Genomic DNA, 18,869 nt, shown 5'->3' with positions numbered 1-18,869 from the left:
CGTTTTTACCTCCTCATGTCACAATTCGAATTACCTTAGGGACTGTAAAACAGTCTCCTATCATCACGGAAATCGCTGTGGCGAATTTCCTAATCGCCTTGTTAATTCGTCGGTAAAAAAATATCGTTTTTACCTCCTCATGTCACAATTCGAATTACCTTAGGGACTGTAAAACAGTCTCCTATCATCACGGAAATCGCTATGGCGAATTTCCTAATCGCCTTGTTAATTCATCGGTAAAAAAATATCGTTTTTACCTCCTCATGTCACAATTCGGTGACTTGGTACAAGAAGTGAGATGGATAGCTCACTAACTCCTCTCCCCTCACTTTTCATTTTATCCAATCAAGAAATAGGTGAAAAAATGACAAAAACACTTCCTAAAGATTTTATTTTCGGTGGCGCAACAGCAGCTTATCAAGCAGAAGGTGCTACACATACAGATGGTAAAGGTCCTGTTGCTTGGGACAAATACCTTGCTGATAACTATTGGTACACAGCTGAACCAGCGAGTGACTTCTATCATAAATATCCAGTAGATTTGCAGTTGGCTGAGGAATATGGGGTAAACGGTATCCGTATTTCCATTGCTTGGTCACGTATTTTCCCAACTGGTTATGGTGAAGTAAATCCGAAAGGGGTAGAATTCTATCATAACTTATTTGCAGAATGTCATAAACGCCATGTAGAACCGTTCGTTACTCTTCATCACTTTGATACACCTGAAGCTCTTCACTCAAATGGAGACTTCTTAAATCGTGAAAATATCGAACACTTTGTAGATTATGCGGCATTCTGTTTTGAAGAATTCCCAGAAGTAAACTACTGGACAACCTTTAATGAAATTGGTCCAATCGGTGATGGTCAGTACTTGGTCGGTAAATTCCCACCAGGTATTCAATATGATCTTGCGAAAGTCTTCCAATCCCACCACAATATGATGGTTTCTCATGCTCGTGCTGTGAAATTGTACAAAGACAAAGGCTATAAAGGTGAAATCGGGGTTGTTCACGCCCTTCCAACTAAGTATCCATTGGATCCTAAAAATCCTGCAGATGTTATTGCGGCAGAGTTGGAGGACATTATCCATAACAAATTTATCTTGGATGCAACTTATCTGGGGCACTACTCTGAAAAGACCCTGGCAGGGGTAGAGGCTATCTTGGCTGCCAATGGTGGAAAGCTTGACTTGCGTGACGAAGACTTTTTAGCGCTTGAAGCAGCTAAAGATTTGAATGACTTCCTCGGAATTAACTACTATATGAGCGATTGGATGGAAGCTTTTGATGGTGAAACTGAGATCATCCACAACGGTAAAGGGGAAAAAGGAAGCTCTAAGTACCAAATTAAGGGTGTTGGTCGTCGTGTAGCTCCTGACTATGTACCTCGCACTGACTGGGACTGGATTATCTATCCTCAAGGATTATACGACCAAATCATGCGCGTGAAAAAGGATTATCCAAACTACAAGAAGATCTACATCACTGAAAACGGACTTGGATACAAAGATGAATTTGTGGACAACACTGTTTACGATGATGGCCGTATTGATTATGTGAAACAACACTTGGAAGTATTGTCTGATGCCATTGCTGATGGAGCAGTAGTCAAAGGCTACTTCATCTGGTCACTCATGGACGTCTTCTCTTGGTCAAATGGTTATGAAAAACGCTATGGCCTCTTCTATGTGGACTTTGAAACACAAGAACGCTATCCGAAGAAATCAGCTCACTGGTACAAGAAACTAGCTGAAACCCAAGTGATTGAATAGTACAACTAGTTATTAGGTATAGAATTTAAGCGAGGAAAGTTTATGCTAAAAGATTTTATCAAATCAATCTATGAAAAAGTTTATATTATTAACTTTGAACATTGCTCTCATGTACCATCCTTGACCAAGGAGCAACTTGCAAGTCTTGGAAAATGGTATGTCTCAACGGGTAAGGAGTGGATTTGTCATTCAGACTATGAATTTGAAGAATTTCAAAAGCTATTTTTAAATTTTGTCAACGCAGAAGATAAGGATAACATTTCCTTTGTTTCGGATTTTATGCCGTTTCAACACTAAAATATTATAAAGAGGAATCTATCTCATACTAGGAGATATTCCTCTTTTTTATCTAGATTTTACCTGAAAGACAAAAAAATTCTTGACAGATTTATGTTATAGGAGTAAACTATTAACTAGTTAAATAACTGGTTAAGTACATAAAGAGGTAACTCACTCGCTCAAATCTTGTTTGAAATATAGAAAATAGGAGGAGTTTTAAAAGTGTTTTCGTTTTTCAATTATATAATTAACCAGTTAAGGAAGTTCTTTAGGAAAAAGTGTAGTTCTTTATTTAACGAATAAATGAAATAGGAAGTGTGTTTAGATGAAAATCAATAAAAAATATGTTCTTGGTTCGGTAGCTCTTTTAGCCTTAAGCCTTTCAAGTTATGAATTGGGGCGTTACCAAGCAGTACAGACTAGCAAAGAGTCTAATCGTGTGTCTTATATAGAAGGGAATCAGGCTAGTGCTAAGACTGAAAATCTGACGCCTGATGAGGTTAGTCAGCGAGAGGGGATCAATGCTGAGCAGATCGTCGTTAAGATTACCGATCAAGGTTACGTAACTTCACATGGAGACCATTATCATTACTTTAATGGCAAGGTTCCTTATGATGCTATCATTAGTGAAGAACTTCTGATGAAAGATCCGAATTATCAGTTGAAGGATTCAGACATTGTCAATGAAGTCAAAGGTGGCTATGTCATAAAGGTTGATGGTCGCTATTATGTATACCTCAAAGATGCATCCCATGCAAAAAATATTCGTAGTAAGGATGAGATCAATCGTCAGAAGCAAGAACACGGACATGGTAGTGGAACAAAAGTTAGCAATGAAGTTACCCTAGCAAGGGCTCAGGGACGTTATACGACGGATGATGGCTATGTTTTTAATGCAAGTGATATTATTGAGGATACTGGCGATGCTTACATCGTTCCACATGGCAATCACTTCCATTATATTCCTAAGAGTGATTTGTCTGCCAGTGAATTAGCTGCGGCCCAAGCATTCCTATCTGGTAAAGGTGGCCAAACAAGCTCAGTTGGGTATCGTCCGTCAACAAATTCTTCTAGCAGCTCATCAGAGGCATCGAATAGTAGTTCATATGGACAAACAAATCATAGTAATGTTGAGACAAATATTAGAAGATGGGCTCCAAGTGCTAGCCCACAAGTGGATAATAGTTATCAAGCAAGTCCAAGTGAAGACGTATCTAGTCTTTTGAAACAACTTTATGCCTTGCCACTCAGCCAACGACATGTGGAATCAGATGGGCTTGTCTTTGATCCAGCGCAAATTACAAGAAAAACTACGAATGGGGTAGCGGTACCTCATGGAGATCATTACCACTTTATCCCTTATTCTCAAATGTCTGATTTAGAGCAGAAGATTGCGAGAATGATTTCTGAAAATTATCAAGGAAATCATACTACTGCAGGTGGTAAAGAATTAAAACCAATTCCGACTCCAGAGCTTACCCCAATACCAAGTCCACAACCTGTACCAAATCCTCAACCAGCTCCAAGCAATCCAATTGATGGAAAATTGGTAAAACAGGCGATTCGAAAGGTGGTTGATGGTTATGTCTTCGAAGAGAATGGAATTTTGCGTTATATTTTTGCCAAGGAACTTTCAGCAGAAACTGTTGCAGCCATTGATGATAAACTTGCTCAACAAGAAAGTTTGTCTCATGAGTTAGGAGCTAAGAAAACCAATCTTGTATCTGGTGATCAAAAATTTTACAACAAAGTTTATGATTTACTAGCAGCAGTTCATCAAGATTTGATTTCCAATAAAGGGCGCCAAGCTGATTTTGACGCTTTGGATAGACTATTGGAACGTCTCAACGATGAGTCAAGTGATAAAGTCAAGTTAGTTGATGATATCCTTGCTTTTCTAGCGCCGATTCGTCATCCAGAACGTTTAGGAAAACCAAATGCACAAATAACTTACACAGATAATGAGATTCAAGTAGCCAAGTTGGCAGGCAAGTATACAACAGAAGACGGCTATATCTTTGATCCCCGTGATATCACCAGTGATGAGGGGGATGCCTATGTAACTCCGCATATGAGCCACAGTCATTGGATTAAGAAAGATAGTTTGTCTGAAGCTGAAAGAGCAGCAGGTCAAGCTTATGCTAAAGAGAAAGGTTTGACACCTCCTTCAACAAATCATCAAAGTTCAGGAAATACTGAAGCTAAGGGAGCAGAAGCGATTTACAATCGAGTAAAAGCAGCTAAGAAGGTTCCACTTGATCATATTCCTTACAATCTACAACATACTGTTGAAGTTAAAAATGGTAGCTTAATTATACCTCATTACGACCATTACCATAACATCAAATTTGAGTGGTTTGACGAAGGACTTTATGAGGCACCTAAGGGGTATACTTTAGAAGAGCTATTTGAAACTGTGAAGTATTATGTCGAACATCCAAACGAACGTCCGCATTCAGATAGTGGTTGGGGCAATGCGAGCGACCATGTTCACAGAAACCAGAATAGTCAAACTGCTAACAATCAAACAGAGAAACCAACAGAGGAGAAACCTCAGACAGAAAAAATTGAGGAGGAAAAACCTCGCGAAGAAAAACCGAAAAATGAGAAAGCAGAATCTCCAAAACCAAAAGAACCAGAGGAATCAGAAGAAGAATCACCATCGGAACCAGAGGAACCTCAGGTTGAGACTGAAAAGGTAGAAGAAAAACTGAGAGAGGCGGAAGAGTTACTTAAAAAGATTCAGGATCCAATTCTCAAGTCCAATGCCAACGAAACTCTCATAGGATTAAAAAATAACCTGTCATTTGGTTCTCAGGACAACAATACTATTATGGCAGAATCTGAAAAGCTATTAGTTTTGCTAAAGGAGAGTAAGTAATTATACAACTATTATAGAAGATAAAAAGGGAGCAGAATATGGATTCTGTTCTCTTTTTTATGAAATTGTGTAAAAATTCTTGACATATTTTCTAAATAAAGATAAACTATTTACTAGTTAATTAAATGGTTAAATACTAGTTAAGGAGTTGTTATGAAAAAAAGAACTATCCTATGGCTCATGCTTGCCTTCTTTGTTCTTGTCTTAGGAGCTTGTGGACAAAAGACCAGTCAAGACAAGAGTGATGAAACTAAGGGGATGAAGATTGTGACCAGTTTTTATCCTGTCTATGCTATGGTCAAAGAGGTTTCAGGTGATCTAAATGATGTTCGGATGATTCAGTCTAGTTCTGGTATCCATTCCTTTGAACCTTCAGCAAATGACATTGCTGCCATCTATGATGCCGATGTTTTTGTTTATCATTCTCACACATTAGAGTCATGGGCGGGAAGTTTGGATCCAAGCCTACAAAAGTCCAAGGTAAAGGTGTTGGAAGCATCTGAAGGTATGACCTTGGAGCGCGTGCCTGGCTTAGAAGATATGCAGGCAGGAGATGGGATTGATGAGAAGACCTTGTATGATCCTCACACTTGGTTAGATCCTGAAAAAGCTGGCGAAGAAGCGCAAATTATCGCTGACAAACTTTCAGAGGTTGATAGTGAGCATAAAGAAACTTACCAGAAAAATGCGCAAGCCTTTATCAAAAAAGCTCAAGAATTAACTAAGAAATTCCAGCCTAAATTTGAAAAAGCGACTCAGAAAACTTTTGTAACACAGCATACAGCCTTTTCATATTTAGCTAAACGATTTGGACTTAATCAACTTGGTATTGCAGGGATCTCTCCTGAACAAGAACCAAGTCCAAGACAACTAACAGAAATTCAGGAATTTGTTAAAACTTATAAGGTTAAAACGATTTTTACAGAAAGCAATGCTTCATCTAAGGTAGCGGACACTCTTGTCAAATCAACAGGTGTGAGTCTTAAAACCCTCAATCCTTTAGAGGCAGACCCACAAAATGACAAGTCCTACTTGGAAAATTTAGAAGAAAATATGGCTATCTTAGCTGAAGAATTGAAATGAGGAGATTATGAAGATTAATAAAAAATATCTAGCAGGATCTGCAGTGGTCCTTGCTTTAAGTGTCTGCGTTTATGCTTTGAATCAACATCAAGCACCTGAGAAAAAAGATGATAATCGTGTATCCTATGTTGACGGTAAAGGATCTGAAGCTAAGAAGAATGAATCTCTGACACCAGATCAAGTTAGCAAGAAGGAAGGAATAGAAGCTGAACAGATTGTTACCAAGATCACTGATCAAGGTTATGTGACTTCCCACGGCGACCATTTCCATTACTATAATGGTAAGGTGCCTTATGATGCTATCTTTAGCGAAGAACTGGTCATGAAAGATCCGAATTATCAGTTGCGTGATCAAGATATTGTCAATGAGATTAAAGGTGGCTATATCATCAAAGTGGACGGCAAATACTATGTCTATCTAAAGGATGCTAGCCATGCTGATAATGTCCGTACCAAAGAACAAATCGAGCGTCAGAAACAGGAAGGCACATCAGATAGAGGAAATGAAACTAAGGAAGTCCTCGCTGCACGAGCACAAGGCCGATATACAACGGATGATGGTTATGTCTTTAATGCTGCAGATATCATAGAAGATACTGGTGATGCCTATATCGTTCCTCACGGTGGGCATTATCACTACGTTCCAAAGAGCGCTCTATCTTCAAGTGAATTGGCTGCCGCTCAAGCTTACCTTGCTGGAAGAGGAAGTCAACAAAGTTTAACAGACTACAAACCGATTCCAAGTGTTGAACCAAGTCACCAAGTAGAGAAACCAGCTACAAGCAATCCAGTACAAGAAGAAAATAATCTTCAAAAACTTCTAGAACAGCTTTATGCTTTACCAGTTAGTCACCGCTATAAAGAATCTGATGGTTTGGTATTTGACCCGGCTAAAATTACCAGTCGTACTCCATCAGGGGTGGCCATTCCACACGGTAATCACTACCATTTCATCCCTTATAGTAGTCTATCTGCTTTGGAGCAAAAGATTGCACGTTTGATGCCACTTTCAGGTCTTGTAAGTCCGTCAAATCCTGTAGAACATCCAAACAAACCAAGTGAAGACCATGAACACCACCATGACCATGAAGATGCTAATCATGACCATCATAATGATGGAGAAGAACATGATCATGGATTTGCAGCTGAGCGAGTGATTAGTGAGGATGAGCAAGGTTTTGTGGTTTCACATGGAGATCATGCCCACTATTTCTTTAAAAAAGATTTGTCAGCAGAGCAGATAAAGGCAGCGCAAGAACATTTACATGGTCACCATCAGGCAGAGCCTGTAAAACCTCTTGCCAAGACTGTAGAAAGTTTCTCTCGAGATGCCAGCGATGAAGAAAAGATAGCTTATATCTCTAAAACCTATGGTGTTCCGCTTGAAGCTATCCGAATTTCAAATGGATTCTTTGTATTTGGAAATCCAGACCAGGCTTATGACCCAACTCACATTCACCCTTATGCAGTTCGAAAAGAACACGTTCGTATTCCGCTTCAAACAGGCGATGCAGAGCTTGATTTCCTAAACGAACTCTATACAACTGCACTTCGGGATGGTGTCTCTCCATATAGTTTGCAGGTGGAAAATGGCAGCTTCGTCATTCCTCACGGAGACCATAATCACTACATTAAAGTACAGACTAAAGGTTATGAAGTGGCTTTAAAACATAAGATTCCTGCCTTGCAATCCAACTACCAACCAGGTGCCTTTGATGAAGCTACTGTTCAGAATAAAATTGATCAACTTTTAGCAGAAAGTCGCGAAGTTTACAAGGATAAACCAATTTTACAAAGACAAATTGAGCTTGCCTTGGGACAATTCTCTGAAAATATGAAGAAGCTCTCAACAAACTCTACAGCTGGTTATCTGGCTGCTTTAGATCTCTTTGACAAGCAGTATATCCATGTTGATGCTAGCGTAAAACCAACAGAAATCAGTCCTTTAGATAAGAAATATCAAGCTTTAGTAGATAAGATTAATATCTTGGATACGGATGCTTATGGACTTCCTAAGAAGGATCTCTTGGCTCAGCTCCAAGAAAATAAATTGGCTCAAGATGAGGCTGGATTAGATGCAGTAGAAGCAAAACTAGAAGCCTTACAGGACTTTAATGATCGAACTGGAGTTACAACAGTCGAGTACATTAAGTATTTCTATCAACATCTGTCAGATGGTCGTTTAAATGATACTCTTAGAAATAAGGTTGCCAACTTAACTTGGACCCTTTATCAGTCACAATCCTTCCTTAAGGCGACTGACTTAAACAAACTCTTCCCTGAAATCTATCAAACAAAATTAGAGGTAGAAGAAGCAGTGAAGAATGAATCTGTTGCTCATAAACCTTCTGAAACAATTTTAGATACTGAAAAAGTGGATGGTCACAGTGCTAAAACGGCAGTCTATGAATTTTTGAAAGGTTTGTATGATGATATTAAACCTGAGGAACAAAGTAATCATGTTCGAAAAGGTCAAGTAGTAGAACTCTTAACGAAAGCTGAAGAGTTAGTGGCTCAAGTCAAAGAAGAGGGAGTCAAAGCTTCCCTTGCTGACGAAGTGAAAAATCTGAAAGCTGCTCTAGAAAAAGACGATGCAGACCTTGATGAACTAAACACACAAGTTCAAGATCTTCTAAAACGAATTTCACAAACCATTCAGACTGAACGTGAGAATGCCAACCAAGACCCAGAGGTTTTAGTTCTTTATCAAAAACTATACAACGGAGTTATTGCCCTTCATACTTATTTAGAAATGAATAATGGTTCTGATGCTGACTTTGAAAAAGTAGATGCCTTGTTTGATAAATTGTCAGCTGCAAGCAAAGACAAGCAAGCTCTTCTAGCTCTTGCTCAAGAAATTGTCTCATTAAACCAGGAATTTCAATCTAAAGTCAAGCCAGCTGAAGTTAACACCGAAACAGCCAATAAAGAAACAAACGATAAACAAGCTGAGTCAACCTTAACTCCTGCAACTACATCTTCAGAAACAAGAGAAAAAGTAGCAGAATAACAAAAAGTTCAGTCAACTACCGTGTCAAAAGTAGATGCTGATAAAAAAAGAGGTCGGGAATTTTTTCCCGATCTCTTTAGTCTTTATAAGCTACAATTCCAATGATAGTATCAACTGCACGCTCCATGGTTTGAAGACTAACATATTCAAAACGACCGTGCATATTTTCACCACCGGCGAAGATATTTGGCGTAGGAATTCCCATAAAGGAAATCTTAGACCCATCTGTTCCACCACGGATAGGCTCAATAATTGGAGTAATATCAAGACTTTCCATTACTGATTTAGCGATGGTGATTGGAGTCATATCCTTTTCAATGACTTCCTTCATGTTGTAATATTGGTCTGTCAAAGTCAAGGTTACACGATCGCTACCAAGTTCTTGGTTCATCTTATCAGCAATAGCTTGCATGGCAGCTTTACGCGCTTCGAAGCTTTCTTTTTCAAAGTCGCGAATGATGTAGCTAGCACGCGCTTCCTCAACAGTACCAGTTATATCCATGAGATGGAAGAAACCTTGGTAACCCTCAGTCAACTCAGGTCGGTCACCAGCTGGAAGTTGATTGTGGAAGTTGATGGCTAACTGGAGAGCATTGACCATTTGTCCTTTAGCTGTTCCTGGGTGAACATTACGGCCTTGGAAGTGAAGTTCAGCTCCTGCAGCAGAGAAGGTTTCATACTGCAATTCTCCAAGAGGTCCGCCGTCAACTGTATAAGCAAAGTCAACATTGAAGTCCTCTGCATCAAATTTGTTGGCACCAACGCCGATTTCTTCATCGGGACCAAAGCCGACACGGATTTCACAGTGCTTTATTTCAGGATGAGCGTTCAAGTATTCGATAGCTGTCATGATTTCAGCGATACCAGATTTGTCATCAGCGCCGAGAAGAGTAGTTCCATCTGTAGTAATTAAAGTTTGGCCATGGTATTTCTCTAAGCTCTTAAAATCTGCTGGATCAAGTTTGAAACCAGAATTCCCAAGCTCTATAACACCACCGTCGTAGTTTTCAATAACTTGCGGGTTAACACCTTCAGCATTAAAATCAGCTGTATCCATGTGGGAGATAAAACCAATCTTACGAGTCAAACTTGGGTCGTTGGCTGGTAAGGTTCCGATAGCAAAACCGTTTGGTAGATAGTAGACATTTTGCAAACCGACACGTTTCATCTCAGGGATGAGGACATTGGTTGCGAAGTCTACTTGACTTTGGGTACTTGGTGTAGTGGTTGAATGTTCGTCAGAACGAGTATTGACTTTGACATAAGTCAAAAAACGCTCCAACAATGTTGGATATTTCATCGTAACTCCTTTTTCCTTCTTTTAAAACCATTGTATCATAGAAAGAAGAGAAAAACAAAAGTCAGAAGGGAGGTAACATTCTTATGTTAGCGTTTACTTATGGCTGTTTTAGTGATACAATAAAAAAGATAAAAATATCACAAGGATGCAAATATGAAAAAAGCGATTTTAATGATGACATTTGGTTCCCCAGAAGAGATTACCTTTGAAGGAGTAGCCGATTTTTTTACCAACATTCGTCGTGGAGTTCGACCTCAAGATCACGAGATTCAAACACTTTATGATAATTATGTTCGAATTGGAGGAACTCCACTACAAAAAATTACCCGTGAAGAAGTTGCCTTAGTAGATGCTAGATTGGGAAATGAATATAGTGTCTATTTTGCCAATAAATTTTCAACCCCTTTTATTCCAGATGTGATTCGGCAAATGGAAGCAGATGGAATTGAAAAGTGTATTTGCTTGATTTTGGAACCACACTATTCCTTTTACTCTGTCATGGGGTACGAAAAGTTTCTGGAAAGCAAACAAATTCAGTTTTTAGTTATTAAGGACTGGTATCAAGAAGAAGCCCTCTTAAACTATTGGACAGATGAAATTGCTAGGATTTTAAAAGAAAAGGTGAAACAGGATAGCTTTAAAGTCATCTTTTCTGCCCACAGTGTGCCCATTTTTGCCTTAGATTTTGGTGATCCCTATATCGACCAGATTTTCGAAAATAGCAAGTTAATTGCTGAAAAATTAGGCTTGAAACCAGAGCAATATACCAACACTTGGCAGAGCGAAAGTGATATTGGTATTCCTTGGATTAAACCAGATGTCCTGGAATATCTTAGAGAGCAGAAAGAACATCCAGAGCATTATATTTTTGTACCCATTAGTTTTATTAGTGAGCACATTGAAGTCTTGTTTGACAACGATGTGGAATGTTATGACTTGTGTCAGGAATTGGAGGTGAACTACCATCGGCCACCAATGCCAAATACAGATTCTCGTTTGATTGATGCCTTGGTCAATATTGTCCGAGCTAACGAACATAAAGAATTTAGAGAATTCCTCCCAGAAGAAGAGACCTTTGATGAATTAGTCCCTTCGGATGAAACTAAGAATATTTTAGATGAATCACAAGACTTACAAATGCCAGAATTTGTTAAAAAATTAATAGAGAAAAAAGGTCGTGAAAATGTCAAGATGCCTTATTTAATCAAAAAAATGCTTGAAAAAGCTGGCAAATTACCTAAAGACTAAGTGAAAATAGAAAAGAACTGGTAATACTCTTCGAAAATCAAATTCAAACTGCGTCAACGTCGCCTTGCCGTATATATGTTACTGACTTCGTCAGTTCTATCTACAACCTCAAAGCAGTGCTTTGAGCAACCTGCAGCTAGTTTGCTTTTTAATTTTCATTGAGTATAAGGTTTGTTTCAGATTTCTGCTAAGGCAGGATATAACTTAGAAGGTGAAAGAAAAGGCGGTGGGACAGACAGCCATGACGACATAGCCGTCACCCACAGAAACACGAAAATAAAGACAAGAGCCCTCATTTAGAAGTATAATCTAAGTGAGGGCTTTGTGGTTGATAATTTCTTGAATATCACTTTCGCGGGACAAACTAATCCACTCTACCGACGAGTACCCCAAAATATCGCCTTGAGCATGAGTATAAAAATACGACAACGTTATCGGTAGACAAGCTCTCTGACTTTATAAATGGAGGGAATCACAATGGATGTTCTCTATCAATCTTGTGCAGGTATTGATGTCCATCAAGCTACTGTTGTGGTTTGTATTCTACATGGGCCGCTCACTTCTACTCGTCCAAAGCGTGAAATGGCTCAGTTTGATACAACGACAAAAGGATTAAAAGCCTATCATGATTTTCTCACTCAATTTCATGTAGAAGCCGTCGGCATGGAAAGCACAGGAGTTTACTGGAGACCTGTCTGGCATGAACTCTGTGATGACTTTGAACTCATCCTAGCACAGCCTGCTCATATGAAAGCTATTCCAGGTCAAAAAACAGATAAGAAAGATGCTCACTGGATTGCCCAATTAACACGAATCGGCCTGCTCCCTCGCAGTTTCGTTCCTGATGAAACCATTCAAGAATTGAGAGAGCTAACACGACAACGGAAACACTATGTAGAGAGCCGTAATCGTGAGACCAATCGGATCCATAAAATCCTCCAATCAGGAGGTATTAAGCTGACAACCTACATAGAAGATATCATGGGTGCTTCTGGTCGAAACTTACTGCAGCTGCTTATTGATGAGACGCCCCTTACCCCAAGAATGATCCATCAATCTGTTTATACCAGTTTGAAAAGAAAAGTTCCCCAACTCCTTGAGGCACTTGATGGGTACTTTTCGGCTCATCATCGTTTTATGTTAGGTCAGTCCTTAGAGATTTACGATTTTTATCAAAAACAAATCGATTGTTTGGAAGAGCGTATAAACGGCTATCTAAATCTCTATGAGAGACCAGTGGAAATCCTAGATTCTATTCCTGGTATGGATCTTATTACAGCCTCTGTGATCATAGCGGAAATTGGGGTAGACATGAGCCAGTTTCCAACAGCTGGACATCTCGCTTCCTGGGCTGGTTTGTGTCCTGGAAATAATGAAAGTGCCGGTAAAAAGAGGAGCACAAAAATCAGACATGGCAATTCCTATTTAAAAAGGTGTCTCTGTCAAGCAGTTTTTGCGGCAAAAAGACAAAAAGGAAGTCCACTAGCAGAGCGTTATTACCAAATTCAAAGTAGGAGAGGACCGCAAAAAGCAACTATTGCACTCGCACATCAACTTCTTAAAATAGCTTATATCCTTTTGAAAGAAAATCTCACTTATCAGGAGTTTGTGCTACAAAAAAGGCTACTAGAGACGAGCCAGTAGCCTAATACAATTTTTTCACCTTCATTATATCACAAGGGGAGTCTTTTTGCGCTCTTTTGAGTTTTCGTATAAGAAATCGGTAATTCGTTAGAATTCGATTTCGTCGTCCCAGCCCCGCGAGGATGATTAGGAGCTTTTTGGAGTCTAAAAGACGAACAAAAAGTTCAATCAGCTACCGCGTCAAATCATGATTGATAATAAAAAGTGAGGTCGGGATCTTTTTGTCCCAACCTCTTTTTAGGTGACTAGTATTTTTTGACCTAGTTTTTATGTTATTTACCTAAACAGAATTGGCTAAATAATTTTGTGATAAGCTCATCTGGAGCAGCATCACCAGTAATTTCTCCAAGAATTTCCCAAGTACGGGTCAAATCAACCTGAAGCAGGTCGACTGGCATGCCCAATTCAAGACCTTCGTTAACAGCTTGTAAGCTTTCAAGTGCCTTCTCAATCAAAGAAATGTGGCGAGCATTAGACAAGTAAGTAGCATCTTGCTCAACAAGTCCAGCATTTTCAAAGAATAGATTATTGATTCGATCTTCAATCTTATCAATGTTTTGATTTTTGAGAACCGAAATGCGGATGATATCTTCAGGAAGTTCCTTTGTTTCAATAGCTTCTGGCAAGTCAGTTTTGTTGAGAAGAATGATTCGATTAGTATCTTGACTAATTTCAAGAAGTTGTCGGTCTTGAGTAGTCAGAGGTTCACTAGCATTTAGGACAAGTAGAACTAAGTCAGCTTCCTTGAGGGCTTTTTTGGAGCGTTCAACCCCGATCTGTTCCACGACATCATCCGTTTCTCGGATACCAGCAGTATCAATCAACTTCAGTGGAACACCGTTGATATTGACGTATTCTTCAATGACGTCTCGAGTAGTCCCTGCAATATCCGTTACAATGGCTTTATCTTCGCGCAGGAGGTTATTGAGAAGGCTAGACTTCCCAACGTTGGGACGACCAATGATAGCCGTTGAAATCCCTTCACGAAGGATCTTCCCACGACGTGCCGTTTTTAAGAGATTGGTTAAGAGTTGTTCAAACTCCATAGTTTTTTCACGGACAACAGCAGTAGTGGCTTCTTCAACATCGTCATACTCAGGATAGTCGATATTAACCTCTACTTGTGCTAGTGTATTGAGGATTTCCTGACGAGTATTGTTAATCAAGTCAGATAGAGAACCGTCTAATTGTTTGACCGCTATATTCATAGCCTTATCAGTCTTGGCGCGGATGATATCCATAACAGCTTCAGCCTGAGTCAAGTCCACACGACCGTTGAGGAAGGCACGTTTAGTAAACTCTCCAGGCTCTGCCATACGTGCACCTTCACGGATAGCCAATTGTAGGATTTCATTAGTTACGGCGATCCCACCATGGGTATTAATCTCGATAATGTCTTCACGAGTGAAGGTCTTTGGAGACTTCATAGCCCCAACCATAACCTCGTCCATGACCTTACCAGTTTGAGGATCAACAATGTGGCCGTAGTTAAGAGTGTGGCTAGCAACCTTGCTCAAGTCCTTGCCTTTAAAGATTTTCTGCGCAATGGCAAAACTATCCGTTCCGCTTAGGCGGACTATCCCAATAGCACCTTCACCAAGCGGTGTCGAGATAGCTGCAATGGTATCAAATTCCCGTGTAATCATTTCAATTCCTTTATAGTTTATTTGTTTGTATAGACTAATATCTCTTCAAATTGTAACAAATTTTAGTATTTTCTTCAATGAATGTTACTTATAAAGAAAAGCCTAAGCAGATTGCTTAAGCTTTACTTAGTGCGCATTTCACCTTGTGGGAAATAGGTTCCTTCAGGCATATCGTTGATAATGACATGAACAGCAGATTGAGGTGCACCAGTGTTGCGAACAACAGCTTCCGTAACTTCCTTGGCTAGGGCTTTCTTTTGCTCTAACGTGCGTCCTTCAAATAAATCGATGCGTACAAATGGCATAATTGGGTCCTCCACTAGTTCTTGATTTCTTCTATTTTACCACAATTTGTCGTTTAAAGCTTTGAGAAAATATGGTATACTAGAATGTAGCAAAAATTTAGAAATGGACGTGAAATAGAAGCATGGCACAGTTGTATTATCGTTATGGGACCATGAACTCAGGAAAAACGATTGAGATTCTCAAAGTAGCCTATAACTATGAGGAGCAAGGAAAGGGAGTTGTGATTATGACTTCGGCTCTGGATACGCGTGACGGTGTTGGCTATGTTTCAAGTCGAATTGGGATGAAAAGACCAGCAGTTGCTATTGAGGAAACAACGGATATCTTTGGATTTATCCGAGATTTACCTGAAAAGCCTTACTGTGTACTTGTCGATGAAGCCCAGTTTTTAAAGCGTCACCATGTTTACGATCTAGCTCGTGTTGTGGATGAGTTAGACATACCTGTTATGGCATTTGGTTTAAAAAATGACTTTCGTAATGAACTATTCGAAGGTTCAAAATATCTTCTGCTCTTAGCAGATAAGATTGACGAAATCAAGACCATTTGTCAGTATTGCAAGAAAAAAGCGACCATGGTCTTGCGTACGCAGAATGGTCTGCCAGTCTATGATGGTGATCAGATTCAGATAGGTGGCAATGAAACCTATATCTCGGTTTGCCGTAAACATTATTTTGCACCACTGATAACATCTAAAAGGAACAAGACTATGACAATTGAACTAAGAGATGTTACAATAAAAAATTATTTTGATGTTCTGAATTTGGATGTTAAGGAATATCAAAAACAATTTATTGCTACCAACGCAATTAGTTTAGCTGAAGCATATGTCTACACAAAAAATGGAGATTTTGTAGCTCCATTGGCAGTTTACGATAATGATGCAATCATAGGTTTTGTGATGTTAGCATATGATAAAAAAATCGGAATTAGTAATGGAAATTATTTACTATTTCGTTTCATGATTGATAAGTATTTTCAAGATCAAGGATATTTTAAACCAATTATGGATAAAGTGCTAGACTATGTTCGGACAGCGCCAGCGGGTTTATCCAATAAACTTTGGTTGTCTTATGAACCAGAAAATGAACATGCAAGATCTTGTTACCTCAGTTATGGATTTAAAGAAACTGGGGAAATATTTGAGAACGAAGTAGTAGCCATATACGATTTAACAATTGAGAAATAAGGAGAAGAAATGAACATCTATGATCAACTACAAGCTGTAGAAGACCGTTATGAAGAGTTGGGAGAATTGCTCAGTGACCCTGATGTAGTTTCAGACACCAAGCGTTTCATGGAGCTTTCAAAAGAGGAAGCTTCTACTCGTGATACTGTAACTGCCTACCGCGAATACAAACAAGTCCTTCAAAACATTGTCGACGCCGAAGAGATGATTAAGGAATCAGGCGGAGATGCGGACTTGGAAGAAATGGCTAAGCAAGAATTGAAAGATGCTAAGGCTGAAAAAGAAGAGTACGAGGAAAAACTGAAGATCTTGCTCCTTCCTAAAGATCCAAACGATGACAAGAATATCATCCTTGAAATACGTGGAGCTGCAGGTGGTGATGAAGCAGCACTTTTTGCTGGTGATTTGCTAACCATGTACCAAAAGTATGCTGAAGCCCAGGGCTGGCGTTTTGAAGTTATGGAAGCTTCAATGAACGGTGTTGGTGGTTTTAAAGAAGTGGTTGCCATGGTTTCTGGTCAGTCAGTTTACTCTAAACTCAAGTATGAGTCTGGTGCCCACCGTGTGCAACGTGTCCCTGTGACAGAAAGTCAGGGTCGTGTTCATACATCGACTGCAACTGTTCTTGTCATGCCTGAAGTCGAAGAAGTAGAATACGATATTGATCCAAAAGACCTTCGTGTGGATATCTACCACGCTTCTGGTGCTGGTGGACAGAACGTCAACAAGGTTGCGACTGCTGTTCGTATCGTTCACTTACCAACCAATATCAAGGTTGAAATGCAGGAAGAACGTACTCAGCAGAAAAACCGTGAGAAGGCCATGAAGATTATTCGTGCGCGTGTTGCTGACCACTTTGCTCAAATTGCTCAAGACGAGCAAGACGCAGAGCGTAAGTCTACTATCGGTACTGGTGACCGTTCAGAACGTATTCGTACCTATAACTTCCCACAAAACCGTGTCACTGATCACCGTATTGGCTTGACTCTTCAAAAACTAGATACTATTTTGTCTGGTAAACTAGATGAAGTTGTGGACGCCTTGGTTCTTTACGACCAAACTCAAAAATTGGAAGAATTAAACAAATAATGAAATTAGCTCAAATTTTTAAGGATTTTGAGGAAAAGTTGATAGCACAGGGAGAGGAAGCAGAAAGCCTCTCCTTTGTCTATCGTAGCCTGAAAAATCTATCTTTTACTGACTTCGTCTTTGCCCTTCAGCAAGAAGTTACAGAGGAAGAAAAAGAGTTTGTAGAGGAAATTTACACGAAACTGGCAAATCATATACCTGCCCAGTACATTATCGGTCATGCAGAATTTTTTGGGATGCAGTTAAAGGTTGATGAGCGGGTCTTGATTCCCCGTCCAGAGACAGAAGAGTTGGTGGAGCTCATCCTAGCTGAGAATCCAGAGGAAAATCTCAAAGTTCTGGATATTGGAACTGGGAGTGGAGCTATCGCTCTTGCTTTAGCTAAAAATAGACCAGATTGGACAATCACAGCTGCCGATATTTCTCAGGATGCTTTGGATTTGGCGATGGAAAACGCTGATAATCTAGGTCTAACATTATTCTTTATTAAATCTAACTGTTTCTCCGAAATTTCTTCAAAATATGATATAATTGTATCCAATCCACCTTATATATCTCAAGTAGATGAGGCAGAAGTTGGTTTGAATGTTCTCCATTCAGAGCCACATTTAGCCCTCTTTGCAGATGAGGATGGTCTAGCGATCTATCGCAGAATCGCGGAGGAAGCTAAAGACTATCTAAAAGATGGTGGTAAGATTTATCTTGAAATTGGCTACAAACAAGGACAAAGCGTTCCAGCTCTTTTCAAGGAAAATTTTCCCGAGAAGCGAGTTCGAACTCTGAAAGACCAATTTGGCCAAGATAGGATGGTTGTCATTGATGATGGAGAAAATTAAACACGAGCTTGAAAATGGTGGAGCTGTTGTTTTGCCAACGGAGACAGTTTATGGACTTTTTGCAAAAGCATTGGATGAAAAGGCTGTTGACCATGTTTATCAGCTTAAATGTCGTCCAAGAGATAAGGCTCTCAATCTCAATGTTGCTAGTTTAGACGATATCTTGAACTTTTCTAGGAATCAGCCAACTTATTTACAACAATTGGTTGAAAGTTTTTTGCCAGGCCCTTTGACCATTATCTTAGAAGCTAATGACAAGGTTCCTTACTGGGTCAATTCAAATTTGACGACAGTTGGATTTCGCATGCCGAGTCATCCTTTAACTCTGGAATTGATTCGTGAATTTGGCCCCTTAATCGGACCTTCTGCCAATATCTCAGGTCAATCAAGTGGAGTAGATTTTCACAAGATCCTTCATGATTTTGAGCAAGAGGTCGTGGGACTTGAAGACGATGCATTTTTAACAGGTCAGGATTCGACTATTTTAGACCTATCTGGCGATAAGGTGAAGATTCTACGCCAAGGAGCGATTACTCGAGAAGATATCCTTGCCAAGATACCAACAATTCCTTTTGAGGAGGTATGAC

The 18,869-nt window shown here is 39.5% G+C and carries 14 protein-coding genes and 1 pseudogene; 12 read left to right on the top strand and 3 right to left on the bottom strand.

Going from position 1 to position 18,869, the window contains the following annotated elements:
- The first annotated feature begins 364 nt into the window (after positions 1 to 364).
- The 5 genes from lacG to M1R56_RS01520 all read left to right on the top strand — a co-directional run bounded on the left by lacG (position 365) and on the right by M1R56_RS01520 (position 9,024).
- The gene (gene lacG / locus M1R56_RS01540) at positions 365 to 1,771 is read left to right on the top strand and encodes a 6-phospho-beta-galactosidase (RefSeq protein WP_075231580.1); all 1,407 of its coding nucleotides are present in this window, start codon (positions 365 to 367) and stop codon (positions 1,769 to 1,771) included.
- A gap of 42 nt (positions 1,772 to 1,813) precedes the next feature.
- Positions 1,814 to 2,068, top strand: coding sequence for a DUF3884 family protein (locus M1R56_RS01535; RefSeq protein ID WP_075231579.1), 255 nt, complete (start codon positions 1,814 to 1,816; stop codon positions 2,066 to 2,068).
- A gap of 307 nt (positions 2,069 to 2,375) precedes the next feature.
- On the top strand, positions 2,376 to 4,931 hold the full coding sequence (locus M1R56_RS01530; protein ID WP_248034349.1) for a pneumococcal-type histidine triad protein: 2,556 nt from the start codon (positions 2,376 to 2,378) through the stop codon (positions 4,929 to 4,931).
- Positions 4,932 to 5,084: 153 nt separating this feature from the next.
- Positions 5,085 to 6,014: a metal ABC transporter substrate-binding protein gene (locus M1R56_RS01525; protein ID WP_248034348.1), complete on the top strand. Its 930-nt coding sequence runs from the start codon at positions 5,085 to 5,087 to the stop codon at positions 6,012 to 6,014.
- Positions 6,015 to 6,021: 7 nt separating this feature from the next.
- Entirely contained in the window at positions 6,022 to 9,024 is a 3,003-nt protein-coding gene (locus M1R56_RS01520; protein WP_248034347.1) for a pneumococcal-type histidine triad protein, read from the top strand.
- Between the two features lie 76 nt (positions 9,025 to 9,100).
- Here the strand turns inward: M1R56_RS01520 and pepT are convergent, their stop codons facing one another.
- Entirely contained in the window at positions 9,101 to 10,324 is a 1,224-nt protein-coding gene (pepT, locus tag M1R56_RS01515) for a peptidase T (protein WP_248034346.1), read from the bottom strand.
- Positions 10,325 to 10,477: 153 nt separating this feature from the next.
- Between pepT and hemH the strand changes: the two genes are divergently transcribed.
- Together hemH and M1R56_RS01505 are read left to right on the top strand one after the other, a co-directional pair.
- Complete coding sequence (hemH, locus tag M1R56_RS01510) at positions 10,478 to 11,572, top strand: ferrochelatase (protein ID WP_248034345.1); 1,095 nt, start codon at positions 10,478 to 10,480, stop codon at positions 11,570 to 11,572.
- A gap of 477 nt (positions 11,573 to 12,049) precedes the next feature.
- On the top strand, positions 12,050 to 13,216 hold the full coding sequence (locus tag M1R56_RS01505) for an IS110 family transposase (protein WP_248034344.1): 1,167 nt from the start codon (positions 12,050 to 12,052) through the stop codon (positions 13,214 to 13,216).
- 272 nt (positions 13,217 to 13,488) lie between these two features.
- Here M1R56_RS01505 and mnmE read toward each other — a convergent pair whose 3' ends face one another.
- A complete protein-coding gene (gene mnmE / locus M1R56_RS01500; protein ID WP_248034343.1) occupies positions 13,489 to 14,862 on the bottom strand; it encodes a tRNA uridine-5-carboxymethylaminomethyl(34) synthesis GTPase MnmE in 1,374 nt (457 codons plus the stop codon).
- A 122-nt stretch (positions 14,863 to 14,984) separates the two neighbouring features.
- Positions 14,985 to 15,167: a 4-oxalocrotonate tautomerase gene (locus M1R56_RS01495; RefSeq protein WP_001117401.1), complete on the bottom strand. Its 183-nt coding sequence runs from the start codon at positions 15,165 to 15,167 to the stop codon at positions 14,985 to 14,987.
- Between the two features lie 122 nt (positions 15,168 to 15,289).
- Between M1R56_RS01495 and M1R56_RS01490 the strand changes: the two are divergent.
- From M1R56_RS01490 to M1R56_RS01470, 5 genes and pseudogenes are all read left to right on the top strand, one after another.
- Positions 15,290 to 15,862 (top strand): annotated as a pseudogene (locus tag M1R56_RS01490) (thymidine kinase); the annotation flags it as partial.
- A gap of 15 nt (positions 15,863 to 15,877) precedes the next feature.
- Complete coding sequence (locus M1R56_RS01485; RefSeq protein WP_248034392.1) at positions 15,878 to 16,357, top strand: GNAT family N-acetyltransferase; 480 nt, start codon at positions 15,878 to 15,880, stop codon at positions 16,355 to 16,357.
- Between the two features lie 9 nt (positions 16,358 to 16,366).
- On the top strand, positions 16,367 to 17,446 hold the full coding sequence (gene prfA, locus M1R56_RS01480; protein WP_001028815.1) for a peptide chain release factor 1: 1,080 nt from the start codon (positions 16,367 to 16,369) through the stop codon (positions 17,444 to 17,446).
- Positions 17,446 to 18,282 carry a peptide chain release factor N(5)-glutamine methyltransferase gene (gene prmC, locus M1R56_RS01475; RefSeq protein ID WP_248034342.1) on the top strand — a complete coding sequence of 279 codons (837 nt, stop codon included), beginning with the start codon at positions 17,446 to 17,448 and terminating at the stop codon, positions 18,280 to 18,282. Before prfA ends, prmC begins: the two co-directional genes overlap by 1 nt.
- Entirely contained in the window at positions 18,266 to 18,868 is a 603-nt protein-coding gene (locus M1R56_RS01470) for an L-threonylcarbamoyladenylate synthase (protein WP_248034341.1), read from the top strand. Before prmC ends, M1R56_RS01470 begins: the two co-directional genes overlap by 17 nt.
- The last annotated feature ends 1 nt before the right edge of the window (position 18,869 follow it).

Source organism: Streptococcus sp. oral taxon 431 (genome assembly GCF_023115445.1).
Classification (GTDB): domain Bacteria; phylum Bacillota; class Bacilli; order Lactobacillales; family Streptococcaceae; genus Streptococcus.
This window is presented reverse-complemented; position numbering and strand designations above follow the sequence as displayed.

Bases quoted from the DNA above. Each gene is read 5' to 3' on its own strand.
- lacG (WP_075231580.1), top strand. From the start codon at position 365: ATGACAAAAACACTTCCTAAAGATTTTATTTTCGGTGGCGCAACAGCA.
- M1R56_RS01535 (WP_075231579.1), top strand. From the start codon at position 1,814: ATGCTAAAAGATTTTATCAAATCAATCTATGAAAAAGTTTATATTATT.
- M1R56_RS01530 (WP_248034349.1), top strand. From the start codon at position 2,376: ATGAAAATCAATAAAAAATATGTTCTTGGTTCGGTAGCTCTTTTAGCC.
- M1R56_RS01525 (WP_248034348.1), top strand. From the start codon at position 5,085: ATGAAAAAAAGAACTATCCTATGGCTCATGCTTGCCTTCTTTGTTCTT.
- M1R56_RS01520 (WP_248034347.1), top strand. From the start codon at position 6,022: ATGAAGATTAATAAAAAATATCTAGCAGGATCTGCAGTGGTCCTTGCT.
- pepT (WP_248034346.1), bottom strand. From the start codon at position 10,324: ATGAAATATCCAACATTGTTGGAGCGTTTTTTGACTTATGTCAAAGTC.
- hemH (WP_248034345.1), top strand. From the start codon at position 10,478: ATGAAAAAAGCGATTTTAATGATGACATTTGGTTCCCCAGAAGAGATT.
- M1R56_RS01505 (WP_248034344.1), top strand. From the start codon at position 12,050: ATGGATGTTCTCTATCAATCTTGTGCAGGTATTGATGTCCATCAAGCT.
- mnmE (WP_248034343.1), bottom strand. From the start codon at position 14,862: ATGATTACACGGGAATTTGATACCATTGCAGCTATCTCGACACCGCTT.
- M1R56_RS01495 (WP_001117401.1), bottom strand. From the start codon at position 15,167: ATGCCATTTGTACGCATCGATTTATTTGAAGGACGCACGTTAGAGCAA.
- M1R56_RS01485 (WP_248034392.1), top strand. From the start codon at position 15,878: ATGACAATTGAACTAAGAGATGTTACAATAAAAAATTATTTTGATGTT.
- prfA (WP_001028815.1), top strand. From the start codon at position 16,367: ATGAACATCTATGATCAACTACAAGCTGTAGAAGACCGTTATGAAGAG.
- prmC (WP_248034342.1), top strand. From the start codon at position 17,446: ATGAAATTAGCTCAAATTTTTAAGGATTTTGAGGAAAAGTTGATAGCA.
- M1R56_RS01470 (WP_248034341.1), top strand. From the start codon at position 18,266: ATGATGGAGAAAATTAAACACGAGCTTGAAAATGGTGGAGCTGTTGTT.